General features: G+C 59.5%; 12 protein-coding genes. 2 read left to right on the top strand and 10 right to left on the bottom strand.

Going from position 1 to position 13,786, the window contains the following annotated elements; genetic code table 11:
- Position 1: 1 nt before the first annotated feature.
- Positions 2-1,114 carry a Gfo/Idh/MocA family protein gene (locus ACSVIE_RS20015; RefSeq protein ID WP_442424992.1) on the bottom strand — a complete coding sequence of 371 codons (1,113 nt, stop codon included), beginning with the start codon at positions 1,112-1,114 and terminating at the stop codon, positions 2-4.
- A gap of 81 nt (positions 1,115-1,195) precedes the next feature.
- Positions 1,196-2,473 (bottom strand): M20 family metallopeptidase, encoded by a 1,278-nt coding sequence (locus ACSVIE_RS20020; protein ID WP_442424993.1) that lies wholly within the window; start codon positions 2,471-2,473, stop codon positions 1,196-1,198.
- A gap of 271 nt (positions 2,474-2,744) precedes the next feature.
- On the opposite strand from ACSVIE_RS20020, the gene ACSVIE_RS20025 reads away from it, so the two are divergent.
- Positions 2,745-3,737, top strand: a complete 993-nt coding sequence (locus tag ACSVIE_RS20025) for an Lrp/AsnC family transcriptional regulator (protein ID WP_442424994.1) — start codon at positions 2,745-2,747, stop codon at positions 3,735-3,737.
- Between the two features lie 244 nt (positions 3,738-3,981).
- On the opposite strand, the gene ACSVIE_RS20030 is transcribed toward ACSVIE_RS20025, so the two are convergent.
- The 8 genes from ACSVIE_RS20030 to ACSVIE_RS20065 form a co-directional block, all read right to left on the bottom strand.
- Positions 3,982-4,701 carry a histidine phosphatase family protein gene (locus ACSVIE_RS20030; RefSeq protein ID WP_442424995.1) on the bottom strand — a complete coding sequence of 240 codons (720 nt, stop codon included), beginning with the start codon at positions 4,699-4,701 and terminating at the stop codon, positions 3,982-3,984.
- A complete protein-coding gene (locus tag ACSVIE_RS20035) occupies positions 4,587-5,663 on the bottom strand; it encodes an ABC transporter ATP-binding protein (RefSeq protein WP_442424996.1) in 1,077 nt (358 codons plus the stop codon). Before ACSVIE_RS20035 ends, ACSVIE_RS20030 begins: the two co-directional genes overlap by 115 nt.
- A 33-nt stretch (positions 5,664-5,696) precedes the next feature.
- Positions 5,697-7,403, bottom strand: a complete 1,707-nt coding sequence (locus ACSVIE_RS20040; RefSeq protein ID WP_442424997.1) for an ABC transporter permease — start codon at positions 7,401-7,403, stop codon at positions 5,697-5,699.
- Entirely contained in the window at positions 7,387-8,343 is a 957-nt protein-coding gene (locus ACSVIE_RS20045) for an ABC transporter substrate-binding protein (protein ID WP_442424998.1), read from the bottom strand. Before ACSVIE_RS20045 ends, ACSVIE_RS20040 begins: the two co-directional genes overlap by 17 nt.
- A gap of 97 nt (positions 8,344-8,440) precedes the next feature.
- Entirely contained in the window at positions 8,441-9,241 is an 801-nt protein-coding gene (locus tag ACSVIE_RS20050) for a metallophosphoesterase (protein WP_442424999.1), read from the bottom strand.
- A complete protein-coding gene (locus tag ACSVIE_RS20055; protein ID WP_442425000.1) occupies positions 9,238-9,939 on the bottom strand; it encodes a tyrosine-protein phosphatase in 702 nt (233 codons plus the stop codon). Before ACSVIE_RS20055 ends, ACSVIE_RS20050 begins: the two co-directional genes overlap by 4 nt.
- A gap of 148 nt (positions 9,940-10,087) precedes the next feature.
- Positions 10,088-10,897 carry a MurR/RpiR family transcriptional regulator gene (locus tag ACSVIE_RS20060; protein WP_442425001.1) on the bottom strand — a complete coding sequence of 270 codons (810 nt, stop codon included), beginning with the start codon at positions 10,895-10,897 and terminating at the stop codon, positions 10,088-10,090.
- 284 nt (positions 10,898-11,181) lie between these two features.
- Positions 11,182-12,195, bottom strand: coding sequence for a LacI family DNA-binding transcriptional regulator (locus ACSVIE_RS20065; protein WP_442425002.1), 1,014 nt, complete (start codon positions 12,193-12,195; stop codon positions 11,182-11,184).
- Between the two features lie 374 nt (positions 12,196-12,569).
- Between ACSVIE_RS20065 and ACSVIE_RS20070 the strand changes: the two genes are divergently transcribed.
- Positions 12,570-13,700, top strand: a complete 1,131-nt coding sequence (locus ACSVIE_RS20070) for an ABC transporter substrate-binding protein (protein WP_442425003.1) — start codon at positions 12,570-12,572, stop codon at positions 13,698-13,700.
- The last annotated feature ends 86 nt before the right edge of the window (positions 13,701-13,786 follow it).

Genomic DNA, 13,786 nt, shown 5'->3' on the forward strand with positions numbered 1-13,786 from the left:
TCTAGTTTCCCTTGTTTGACAGTTGTTCGATCTCGACGGCCGCGGGACGAGTAATTGAGGATTCCAACGTGATTACTTGGCGTTGGCGCGATGCTTTCTCGATGCTGAGCATGACATCCAAGACGTGGAAGGCGAGATCTCCGGATGCGCGGTGTGCTCCGCCGTCAATTGCCGACGCGAGATCATCAACTCCGAGCCCGCGTTGGTTTTGTTCATTTTTTTCCCCGAACACTGGAATAACAGGTTCAAGCTCTTTCCAGACTTCATCATCGGGACGTTTGAGGAGGACGGGCCCGTCGAAAGTATTCGGATCGGGGAGGCTGAGCGTACCCTCCGTTCCGTAGATCTCGATGCGCGGAAGTGCTGTGTCCTGCACGTCGAAGCTCATCATCACTGTTCCGATGGCACCGGATGAGAAGCTCAGGACTGCCGACGCGTGGGTGTCCACGCTGACCTCTATCGAATCGGCAACCCGGTTTTCTGCCGTCAGCTTCCGCGTCCGGGCACCGATCCGTGTGTCTGCTGATACCCGTTCGACGGGACCGAGGCAGTTCACCAGCGCGGAGATGTAATACGGACCCATATCCATGACGGGTCCACCGCCAGGCTGGAACAGGAACCTGGGATCCGGGTGCCACCGTTCTGCACGAGAGGACCTGACGAATGCACTGGCGCCGATGGGTTCACCGATCATTCCCGTGTCGACTGCGTGACGAGCCGTTTGCCCGGCACTTCCAAGAAAGGTGTCCGGGGCTGAACCGAGCAACACACCGTTGCGCTGGGCGGTTTCGAGCATCTGAGCACCGTCCTGCAGAGAAGTCGCCAGGGGCTTCTCGACGTAGACATTTTTGCCTGCCGAGAGCGCCTCTATTACAGTCCGTGCGTGCAGCATGGGCGGGGTCAGATTCACGACAATGTCGATCTCGTCGTCGGCCAGCAGATCGGCCACATTGCCAGAGGCAGGAACCTCAAATTGCGTCGCCAGGGCTTCGGCCCGTGAGAGGTCGATGTCCGCGATGCGACGGAGCTCAAGATGAGGGAATCTGCGCCGGAGGCCCAGCAGATAACGGCCGGAGATGTTACCTGCGCCGATAATTCCGATAGTGTGAGACAAGCTATTTCCTTAGTTCAATTGACGTTTGGCTTGGTGAGCCGGCCGATGTACGGCAACGGTTCCGTCGTAGAGTTGGGCCAGTCATGAGGAAACGTGTTCGCCGTTGAGCGCATCTGCTGCGTCACGGGGAGGCAATCGGAAGCCCTCAACGAACGTGTCCTTCACGCCTTGGAGAAGATCGGTAGAGGACAGCAGTTGTACGGCTGTCATGGACAGCAGCAGTGCCCCGTCCAGGACTGCGCGATCGCCCGCTTCTCCTCCGGCCAGTGCGGCCGCGTCTCTGCTATGCATGCCGAGACCAGGAACCAGTTCAACGTTTGCGTGAATTACAGGCAGAATTTGGCTGACGTTCCCCATGTCTGTCGACCCGGGAAAGACCTCGGTGCGGGGTGGCTCGGTACGCCGACCGATGCGGTGGAAATTCTCCTCGACAAGTTGACCCAGCATCTCGTTGGGCTGCAACGAGGCGTACAGCGGGACCGGTGTTTTAATGTCAACACTCGTTCCGGTGGAAAGCGCCGCCCCACGAGCACAGTTTTCAACCCGGGGAACGAGGTCGGACAATAGGAACTCGGTGTCGGGTGAACGGACGAAGGCCCGGATGGCCGCCTTCTCTGGGATGATGTTCGGAACCTCTCCCCCATCAGTTATCACCGCATGCACCCGCGCGTCGGAGGGCATCTGCTGCCGAAGGAGGCCAATGGCGTTCAGCGTCAAGACCGCGGCATCGAGGGCGTTTACGCCTCGTTCAGGGCTGACAGCAGCATGGGCCGCCTTTCCGGTGAACTCGAACTCCAGCAGCATACGAGCCAAGGTGGTCATGCAAGTCAGGTTTTCTCCTGAGGGGTGGATCATCAGAGCAGCATCAATGCCATCGAGCGCACCGCTGTCGATGAGGAACATCTTCCCCCCGCCGCCCTCCTCGGCGGGGCTTCCTACAACCACGATGCGTCCGCGGACTGCAGGGTTCTCTGCCATCCACTCCTTGGTGGCGAGGGCGGCCCCAATGCCGACTGCCGCAATGACGTTATGACCGCACCCGTGCCCGATTTCCTCCAAGGCGTCGTACTCACAGAAGAAGGCAATAGTCGGTCCACCGTCACCGAAGCTGCGCTCCGCAAGGAACGCTGTCTCGAGTCCACCGACGCCTGATTGGACCTCGAACCCTTCAGATCGCAGGACGTCTGTCAGAAGTCCGCACGCAAAGCGCTCTTCGAACCGAACCTCGGGGTGTGCATGGATTGCGTGGCTGATGTGCAGCATCGAGTCAGCAGACCTAGCGACCGCTGACCGAAGGAATTCTTCGTCCGCTGCCGGTATGTGGTGCTGTGGCTTTGCGCCCTGCGTAGTGCTAGTCATGTGTGTATTGATCTTTCTCGTGCGGCTGTGGCCTTGTGAAAAGGTCCAGTACCTCAGTCTCGGATGCGGGTTCCCCTGCCGACGGGCCACCGGCCGCTCTTGGACTGCCTTGGGTCCGCGGGCAACGGATGTGATCGGACAGGTGTCTGTGACCTGTATCTCTACGGAAGAACTTGCATCCAGTATGGTGTTCCCGGTCCGGAATTTGCATCAGAATCGTAAAACCCTCATGGTTATTGCGATTTTTCCGGTTCTCTTGCACGATTAGCGGATGATAGACCATCTCGATCTTCAACTTATTACCGCACTGCAGACCACCCCCCGAATCTCGTGGGCAAAATTGGGCGGGATACTAAACGTCGATGCGTCCACGCTCTCTCGGCGGTGGAACCGTCTGCTGGAGGAGCGTTTGGCTTGGACTTCGTGCTTCTTCATGCCTGAAATGGCCAACTTAAGCGAGACAAGAATAGGGGCCTTCGTTGAAGTTGGTTGTGTTCCTGGTACACGTGATGGCGTCATCGAGGTCCTCGCGCAGCAAACACAGGCCGTTTCTGTGTTATGCACGTCAGGAACCAGAGATCTCTACGTGATCTTCCGGGCACGGACATTCCTGGAGATCGACGACTACGTTCAGAGGCACATTGCTGTTATTCCGGGAGTGTCGTCGACGCGCACACATATCGTCCGGAGCCTGTTCAAGGAGGGATCGAGCTGGAGGGTTCCTGTACTCACTCCTGCCCAGGTGAGCGCCCTAGAGGAGACACTTCCCAGAAGGGCGGGTCCAAAGCTGCCAAGCGAAGACCATCTGGCCCTGCTGGAAGCGCTGCATGAAGAAATCAGGATGCCGGTCTCTGCTCTGCAAAAGAGGCTTGGGGTTTCACTCTCGTCAGTTTCGCGCAGCATTGACGCATTGTTATCCGTACCATGGGTCAAATGGCGGGTTGACTTCGCCTACACCTATGCTGGCTGGTCTTGTACCGCAATGCTGTGGATGAGCATCGAGCAGACTCAAATCAGGAAGGTAGCGTCAGCTTTGACCTCACTTCCACCGGTGCGATGGTGTGCATCCACTAGTGGCGAATCAAACCTAGTCGCCTCTATGCGGTTGAAAGACCTTGAGGAATTGGACGTCGTGGAAGCCAAACTCCAGACCGCTTTCCCGGGACTGCAGGTCCGCGACCGCTGGATCGTACCGCGCATCGCAAAGATGCAGGGCCACCTCCTCGATGAGACGGGGCGACATAGGGGCTATGTCCCCCTCTAGCCTCCAGAGACCAACTCCGGCCAGGAGACTTTTCCGGGAAGACGTACACCAGCGGCCCGGAATCACCACGACCGAACCCCGCTGTAACCACGATGTGAGTAATTAGACAAGGGAGGTACTGAGCTCGGCCTGGGCGCTGGATGCCCCTTCGCTTTTGGATGTCCTGAGGGCATGGAGGACGGGATACCCACAGATAACCCTGTAGAGGCTCGGCTCCATGCAGTCACCCCTGGAATTATCGGTGTCAGGTGCCCCCATTCCTGCTGCAGCAGGAGTTTTGGCGAGACCGGGCCGAGCTGGGATTGCCGCTTTGCCACCACCGTTTACAGTCGGTGCACGTCTGCAGCAGTACGCGTGTGCCGTTGAGTACCCGGGGCCACGGCACACCCGTGAGGGCGGCCAGTGTTGACCGGAGCACTCCTCCGTGGCTTACCAGGATGAGATTGCCGGGGTGTTCCAGGATTACGGCGTGGACGGCTTCAAGCCCTCTATCCGTAACCTCGGACAAACTCTCACCGCACGGAAAGGCTCCATCGGGCCACTGCGCGTTTGCTTCGGCAACCGGTAGCCCTTCCGCTAGACCGTAGGACCTTTCAGTGAGTGCCGGAAATATTGTGGTTGTTCGGATTCCTGCCGCTTTGGCGAGCAAAGCCGCTGTTTCCTTGGCACGCGACAGGGGTGAACTGATGATCGTGTGCCAGTCGCCGGACGCGAATTTAAGTCCGAGTTGCGTGGCCTGTTGTTGACCTGTTTGGTTCAGGGGAACGTCCGTCAAGCCTTGGATGCGACGTTGGGCATTCCAGTCAGTTTGACCGTGCCGAACAAACGCTATGGTTCTTGCCTCGGCCATCAGGCGGCTGAAACAGCAAGGGTTGGCCTCGTAGGAACCCGGTAGAAGAGTCCGCGCCGGATCACGACGTTCGTTCGTTCTCCTACAAGTGGTCGTCTGCCGCGCACTTTGCATCGAAGAGTCATTCCCTGCCAGTCGACGATGACGTCATTACCTGAACGCCCGTAGAGAGAGGATCGGACCGTGGCTGCGCCCGAAGCGTCAGGGATCAGATCGATGTCTTCGGGCATCACCGCCAGTTGACCGGGGCCCGGGGCTTCGTCTCTGACTTCCAGGGACTCTCGGTCGATCGTGCAAGGTTGGTTGTGGACCAGGAAGGTGTGGTCGTTCAGTTCACCGAGAATCACGTTGGCGTCGGATAGGAATTGCGCTATCCCTGGGTTGGCAGGGAATGCGACGAGTTCAGGCGGAGTTCCGACCTGTTGGATGCGACCGTGTTCGAGCACAACGACACGATCGGCGAGAGCTAGCGCTTCTTCACGATCGTGAGTCACATGGACAACAGTCAGTCCAACGGACCGGGTCAGTGACTGCAACTCGAGCCGGAGTGCGTCACGCAGTGGTTCGTCCAATGCTGAGAGTGCTTCATCGAGCAGTAGCACACGAGGCTGGCTCACAATCGCACGAGCCAGCGCCACCCTCTGCCTCTGGCCTCCGGATAGGGTTCCTGGGTTTCGTTTCCCAGCACCGGGCAGCCCTACGAGTTCCAGAACGTCTGCCACTCGCCTGGTGCGCTCGGCGGCCTTGATGCCTCTCCGGCTAAGGGGGTAGGCGATATTTTGGGCTACGTCCCAGTGTGGCCAGATGGCATGCTGCTGAAAAACCATGCCCAGACTGCGCTCTTCGGGAGGGACCATGAGTGACGCGGAGGCGACAGGACCACCGCCGATATTTATCGAGCCCGCGGTGGGCTGGAGGAAACCGGCAAGAGCTCTCAGAAGTGTGGTTTTTCCGGATCCTGAAGGGCCAACCAGGGCCACGAACTCCCCGTCGGAGATGTCGAGATTAATATCCTTGAGACCTTGTGTGCCATCGGGATAGACATAGTCAAGTGACTGAAAAGAAACGGATGCCATGGGAGGCCTTTCAGGAAAGTGTGATGGACGCCTTTAGTTCTTTCGCCGCGCGGCTAGACTGATCCCGGCCAGCCCCACGAGAGTGATAACCAGAGACAGGGCCGAGGCCGCGTTGTAGGCCCCGGCCTGCTGGAGACTGAAGATGTTCACCCCCAGGGTCTGTGCCCCTGGAGCTAGAAGCAACACCGAGATCGTTAGTTCGCGGACAGCGGTCAGTGCGACAAGTGCTCCGCCGGCAAGGGCGGCCGGTAGTGCCATCCTCATGGAGATGTCCCAGAACGCGCGGAGCCGGGTGGCGCCAGCAATCCGGGCCGCTTCTTCTATGGCGAGGGGGGTCGAAGCGAGGGGCGCAGTAACGGACTGGACAACCATCGCGGTGAAAGCGGTGACGTAGGCGCAAAGGATCAGTTGAGGTGTGTTGAACAGCCCTATTCCGGGGGCAATAATCAGCCATCCCAAGGCGATCACCAGGCCGGGTACAGCCTGTGGCAGCATGGCGACCGTGCGGAGCAGAGGGTTCGAGGCGGCCCGTGTTCGTGTCACGATAGTGCCAATGGCAAGCCCCAGCATGGTGCAGATCCCGGCAGACAACACAGAAAGCACGAGCGAGTTCGTAGCTCCGGACAGGGTGCCAGGCGCTGACACGGCGCGGATGACATTGTTGAGAGTGAGATTTTGCCACGTCAGCGGCACTCCCGGTGCCGGCAATAGCGCCTGGCTCAGCAGGGCCAGCAAAGGCAGCAACGTAATGCCGAGAACGATGAGCCAGGTGGACACGCCGAGAGCTCCACGCCATCGACCCAAAGCCAGGAGCTGCGGGGCTGTCGCCGGGGCATCAACTTCCCACCGACGACGTCCCAGACCCGTTTCTGCGATCATCGCGAATATTGCCAGCACCAGGAGTACGACGCCGATGGTCGCCAAGACTTCGAGCGGCGCATCAACTGTGCCTGACTGGATGTAACGATAGACAAGGGTGGAGAGGGTCACAAACCGCTCAGGAAGTCCCACGATCGACGGTATGCCGAAGTCGGCGAGGTTCGACACGGCGATGAGGGTGAACGCGGACAACATGGCGGGCCTTAATAGAGGCAGTGTTATCCCCCAGACAGCAACAGAGGCGGAAGCCCCGCTGATGCGGGCTGCCTGTTCCAAATCGCTGGGTAACCTTCGCAGAGCCGCGGAAACGACGATGTAAGCGACCGGGTAGGAGTGGATCATCAGGAGGAAGGTCACACCATCCCCGCCATAGATACTCCAAAATTGAGTCCCGGTTAGTGCCATCCACCATCTATTGAGTGGACTCGTAGGCCCCGCAAGACCGATCCATGCGATCGCTCCAACAAACGGCGGCACAAGCAATGGGCTCAGAGCGAAGAGGCGCACGATGTGGCGTCCTGGCAGATCAGTACGATCCAGCAGCAGTGCCAGGAGTGTTCCGCCCACCACTGCGCCGACGGCGGAAACGACGGCTGAGGCCAGGCTGTTGAATCCCGCTTCGATGACGTCGTCGCCGAGCAATAGTGGGAGATGGTTGCTGGAGAACGCTAGCACTGTGATTGCGGCGAGTGGGCCTAAAACGACAGCGCTTGTGGCGAGCCATAGCGACACCCGGACGAGGTCGATCCCGTCCAGGTTGCGTCTGCTGCGTGATATTGCCGGCGAACTGACGAGCGGTGAGGGGCTGGCCCGGCTCGTTTCGGCCGGGCCAGCCTGACGCAGTTTATTTGACAAGCTCATTGAACCGCTTGACGGCGCTGGCCTTTGTGTTCGTAATCGTGTCCAGGTCTGGTGAAAGGATCTTGATGTCGTTCATCGACGGGGCACCGGCAGGTGTCCCCACGTCATTACGTACCGGAAGGTAGGACTGCTCGACGGCTAGTTTTTGTCCATCGCTGCTGACGAGGAAGTCAACGAAGGCCTCGGCGGCATCCTTCACCTTGGTGTCGGAGAAAATTCCGACCGGTTCCGAAACGTACGGAACGCCCTCGCTTGGGTAGGCAACATCCACCGGTGAGCCAGCGGCCTTGAGTTCACGAACCAAGTAATCGACGACGATGCCTATTGGCTGGGTTCCTGCCGCCACCGCCTGCGCCACGGGGCCGTTGCTTTCTGCCACCACAGGTTTGTTGGCGGCCAAGGCGGTCAGCCAAGAGTCACCGAGCGCTGGCTCGTTTAGCCAGACTGCGGCGTTATAGGCGGCCGCGCCGGAAACGTCGGGATTGGGCATCGTGATCTTTCCCGCGAAGTCGCTATCAGTAAGGCTCGCCCATGACGTCGGCGCCGATTTCACGGCTTCGGTGTTGTACGCGATCACAGTAGGAATGACGCGCGTTCCGGTGTAAAACCCATCAGGATCCACAACGTCTTTGTTTAGCGACGTGACATCCGCCGGAGAGTACTGCAGAAGGAGGTTCTTCTTCTTGTATCCCTCGAAGGTGCCCGAGTCAGCAGCCAACAGGACGTCCGCCTTAACGTCGCCACTAAGCCGTTCAGCTTCGATGCGGGCAGTCAGGTCACCAGTACCTGCGCGGAAGACCTGGACTTTCACGTTGGGCTGGACCTTGTTGAAGGCGGCAACGACTTCATCGATTTTTGCCTGCGGTTCGGAGGTATAAACCGTCAGTGTGGAAGCCTCGAGCTGGGGGCCTGCCGCGGATGATTGCGGTGCGGCCTGCACAGTGCTTGAGCAACCTGCCAATGCGAGGCCAAACACTGCGAACGCGGCCAGCGATGTAACGGATTTTTTGGGGTTCATGTTTTTCCTTAGAAGAGGGTTATGCGGAACGGAAGGGGGCAGGAATCGAGAACAATGGATGGTCGGCCGCGCCAAGGCTTACCGGCACGGCAGTTACGGTGGCGCCCTGCAAGTGGATAAGAGAAAACATCCCCGCATCATGGCCGCTGACAGTGTCCGGACCGGCGTTCATGACTTGGTGGTAAGCGAGGGAGGGGCCCACATAGACCGGGATCGTGCCAAACGAGGCGAAGAGTGCGTGGTGGTAGTGGCCGGCCAGGATGAGGAGGACATCGGACCCCTCAACAGCGTCGCCGAGTTCTTGTGAGTTGCGTAGGCCGGTTTTTGACAAGGTGGGCATGGGCGAAGGCACGGGAGCATGGTGCAGAGCTATGACTGTGCCCATACCAAACGGGCGTCTCAGGACACTTTTCAACCATGCCAATTGCACTGGGTCGAGAATCCCTGAGCTGGAGTCAAGGAGTATGAAGCGATACTGATTTACGTGTACCACTCGAAAGTGAGCAGCACCGTGACCCGGTAATTGGCGGGCCGCGATCACGTCGTCATGGTTTCCTAGGACAGTGAAAACGGGCGCATTCACGGCCTCTCCGAGCCGATTCAAGGCGCTTTTCAGGGAGGGGTACGCATCGGGGTGGCCCCGCTGGACGAGATCGCCGGTAACGACAACGACTTCAGGTGTGATGCCTGCTGCCGCTGCGTAGTCCGCGACCTGAAGTAGACGATCCAACCCATCGACCTGGCCGTACAACAAGTCATCCTTGATGGCGTGGACGTCACTCAAATGCAGCACGGTGAATCGACCGCTGGTGGCACTCACGAAGATGCCTTGCTGCGAAGGTGATCAAGCTGTTCCTCGGTCAGCCCGTGAGCGAGCAGGTAATTCCGGGCTCCGCCGTTTTCGGCCACCTTGTCAAGGGCGTATTCGATAGCCTCGGGAGGGCTGTCGAGATGGAGCCGCAAAGCAGTACGGTACCCAGCCTCGTCCAGGTCGAAATCTCGAAGAATCCCCCGCACCGTGTCCTGCCGGTGCGGGCGAACCTCAGATGCCGAACGTACGTAGTCAGCCACTATGGCCTCCCTGCTCCAACCCCCAGCGCTGAGGGCCAAGGCCACTACCAGTCCCGTGCGGTCTTTTCCTGCGGTGCAATGAATCAATACAGGGCCTGGGGCGTCCGCGAGGGCGGCTACTGCACGGGCAAGTTCCGTGCCGCGATTCGTCAGAAGCATGGCGTAGACGCCTTCCAGAGAACCTAGCTGAGGGGGGCCGTCTGGAGAGCGGTAGAGAGGAAGGCGTTCAACGTCAAACCTGTGGTTTCCGCTCGAAGTCTGTTCGTTGTCTTCACGGAGATCCAGTATCTTTGCCACGTTTAGTTGTGCAAGAGTCGTCTCGCCAGCGGGTGTCAGGTCGTCAATGGCGGCCGACCGCAGCAGCCACGGACTAGGCCCAAAACTCCGGACGTTATATGCGCCTTCAACGCGGACTGGCTTCGATACTTGAGTACTTCGGTGGCTCACGGATTACTCGCCCTCATTCCACTGTTACGGCGTTACATAACAAGCGAAACGTTGTTACATCGATACCGTCGTGGACGAAAGTGAACGCGGGGTAGCCAGTCTCTGGAACTAAGTTGAACGAACGGCGGCTACTTCAGCGGCGGATCTGTCACTCGTCACCAGTTATCAGAGCATCCGCGACCACTTCACGCATCTGCTCAGTACCGGAACGGGTTCGCGCCGCTAAGCCCAAGTGAAGCGCATGGAGGACCAGCTGGTGACCGAGTCGACTCAGAAAAGGGTCGACATCATGAGCACGTCGCACCTGTCCGGTGATTAGAGACATGGTCGCCAGCCTCGTCAGAGGAGATCGCTCGAAGCTCGTGATCGCAATTACTTGCGCGCCCCCGTCCGCGGCTGCCCGGCATGCGTGTAGTGTGTGAACGTTTGCACCGGAGTAACTAACGGCCAGGCAGACATCGTTAGCCGTAAGGGAAGACGCTGCGAACTGTTGGGCCAGTACATCACTCGGGGCTTCGGCCGAGCGGCCGACCGTAGCAAATCTCATTGCAGCATCTTGAAGTGGCGGCCCAGAAAATCCACTTCCAACCAGAACCAGGCGTTGGGCTCCTGCGATTGCCAGCACCGTTGCATTGAGAGTGGCAATATTGAGGCTGTCCTTCGCAACAAGGACTGCGTCGGCAGCATCGCTGAATACTTGAAGCGTGGGATCGCCTTCACCTATTTGAGACTGGATGGACGGCGTCGCGCGGGCAATTTCCAGCCTCAGGTGCTGGAAGCCACGGAAGCCGACGGTTTGACAGGCCCGAACGACTGTTGCCGCAGATGTTTCAGCAGCCGAGGCAAGTTCCCCCGTCGACCATTCAGCGACATCACCGGAGTTGCGCAGAACAGTGTCGATTACCCTGCGTTCGCTGGGGCCGAGAAGCGGCATTGAGGAACGCAGTTGCGCCCACACTCCCCCATCTTTCGCGTGTATAGGTTGCCTCTCGCTAATGACCATTCGGCTCTCTCAGGTAGGTCTGTTTGTTCGTGTGCGGGAAAGCATAGCGAACCCAGATGTCCTGGGCGCGACGGCAGGCTCGCTTTGTCTCGCCACAGACGCTGACATGAGAGGACTTTGCCTGAAGTGAGTGCCCCACCGGGCATTCGTCTGCTTGTTCACAACCGATGAAGCAGTGGGTTGCTCAATCTGCTGTGCTACAGGGGTTCTAGGGTGCCGGACGAGGGCCTCGACTGCGGTTACTTGGGCGTGGGCGGCGGTGGGGCCGTGGATTCTCGCCAAATGATGGTTGTCAAGGATCCTTCTGCACTTGGAGGTTCCTCGTTGCGCATGGCCGCCAAGAGGCAAGCCATCCCATGCCGGCCCAGACGTTCATGGTCGACGGCCACGCTGGTGAGAGAAGGGGCCATGGCGGCGGCCACGCGATTGTTGTCCCAGCCGGTGATGCTGACGTCTTCGGGTACACGCCATCCTCGGTCGAGTGCCCCGCGGATAGCTCCTGCGGCCAGGACGTCGTCGGCTGCGATGATGGCGGTGACACCACTCCGCTCTCCTAGGCCCAGCACAGCAGCCCGGGCGGCTTCGGATGACCAATCGCAGTCGATCACACCGGCGCTTTCAACGCCAAGGTCTTCAATAGTCGCCTCGTACACTTCGCGTCGGCTGCGTGCTGAGGTGTGGCGGTAGTCGCCGGCGAGGTGCAGGAATTTCTTGTGGCCCATCAAGGCCAGCTCGCGGACGATCTCCGCAATTGTTGATCCGTCGGCGAGGCCGCCGATACTTCTGAGCTCATGGTCGTAGACGGGCAGCACCGTGATGAGGCTTCGGGCGTCATCATCGTCATCGAGATCCAGGGACGTGAACGAAACGAGGCCGTCAAACAGTCGTGACTGTGACAGCTCCATAGCCCGGAGACTGCGCATCTCGGGGGAACCGTCGAGGAAGATGACTTCGGCCACGAATCCTGCAGCGTGGGCGGCGGCGGTGGCTCCGTGCAGGACCTCGAGTGAACTGATGGACGTTCCGCTGGGCAGCAGCACTCCCAAACGTCCGGTCCGGCCGCCCCGCATGGCCCGGGCCGCGAGATTGGGCCGGTAGTTCAGGGCAGTAACGGCAACCTTGATGCGTTCCCGCGTGGCAGCCTTCATGCCGGCGTCCGAGCGGAAGTAGCGCGACACTGTTTGGTGCGACACCCCGGCCATCTGGGCAACCTCCAGAATGGTTGACCGCCGCTTGGTCCGGGTCTCTCCCATCCAACAGCACCCCCCTTCGCTTTCATCAACCCAAGCCCCATTCTGCCACTGATTTACCAAGTTGAGGACCAAGTCGAAAACCTTGCATTTTCAGTAGAAGCGCACGTGCGCTCAAGAAATAGTGAACGTGCGCTTGACGGGTGTATCAGATCACATTTACGCTGTGAGAAATCGCTTTCTAGCATCTCTATTCCACCAAGACACAGGACAAAACAATGGTGTTTCGCGCCCGAAAATCAGTTCCCAAGCTAGCTGCCGCGGCAATTGCAGCGGCCATCACGCTGACCGGATGTGGAGGAGCTTCGCCCCAAGCCTCCTCGGACGGGCCAGTGACTTTGCGGATGTCGTGGTGGGGTTCGGATTCCCGCCATAAGATGACCCAAAAGCTCATTGAGGAGTTCGAAGCCGAGAACCCCAACATCAAGGTCGAGGGTGAATACGGTGACTGGTCCGGCTACTGGGACAAGCTGGCCACCCAGGTCGCTTCCCAGGCTGCCCCTGACGTGATCCAGATGGATGCCTCGTACCTGGGCGAATACGCAGACCGCGGCGCCCTTCTCGAACTCAAGAACGTAGACCAGTCCAAGTTCGACCAGGCCGTCGCCGATGCGGGCAAGATCGAGGACAAGCAATATGCCATTACGGGCGGAATCAACGCACAAGTAGTTCTAGCGAACCCTTCACTCTTCACGGCCGGCGGGGTGGGTCTCCCGGACGACAAGACCTGGACCTGGGACGACTACGACAAGATCGCAGCTGAGATCACTGCAAAGAGCGGCGGGAACGTGTACGGGTCAGGGTCATTGAGCCTGGATGCCCAGGCGAATTTGTGGCTTCGTCAGCACGGCAAGGCTTTGTTCAACGGCGAGGGAAAGCTCGGCTTCGAGGAGTCAGATCTCAGGGAATGGTTCGACTACCAGGCGAAGCTGCGCGACTCCAAGGCTGTACCGCCGGCATCGGTCATGACAGAGGACGCCAGCGCTTCTGTAGACCAGCAGGGTCTCGCCACCAACCGTTTCGCCATGGCCTTCTACTGGTCGAATCAGCTGGGCGCGCTCAGCAAAGCGTCGGGCCAGAACCTGGAAATCCTCCGGCCCCCGAGCACGAAGGGCAACGCCGCCGACGCTGAGCAGTACTACAAGTCCAGCCAGTTCTGGTCCGCCAGCTCCCGCAGCAAGCACCCGGCCGAGGCGCAGAAGCTCATCGATTTCCTGGTCAACAGCACCAAGGCAGGAGAAATCAGCCTCGCGGACCGCGGCATTCCGGCCAACTCCGAGGTCCGGACAGCAATCACCAGCAAGCTCAGCCCGGCCGATGCGGCAACTGCAAAATTCATCGATGAAATCTCCAGCGAGCTCGGCGACGCTGTGCCTGTACCCCCGGCGGGATCCAGCGCAGTAACTGAAGTCCTCACCCGGTATACCGCCGAGGTCCACTTCCAGCGCATGTCGCCTGCCGACGCCGCCAAGAAGGCTTTCGAGGAGGCCAAGAGCTCGCTCACCTGACGTCCCGCCACCCAAAAGTTTCACAAACCGGACCTCCGTCTTGACTACCTGCCAAGGCGGAGGTCCGCCCTTTGCCGGCAACCGCC

This window comes from Paenarthrobacter sp. NCHU4564 (assembly GCF_052156435.1).
Lineage (GTDB): Bacteria > Actinomycetota > Actinomycetes > Actinomycetales > Micrococcaceae > Arthrobacter.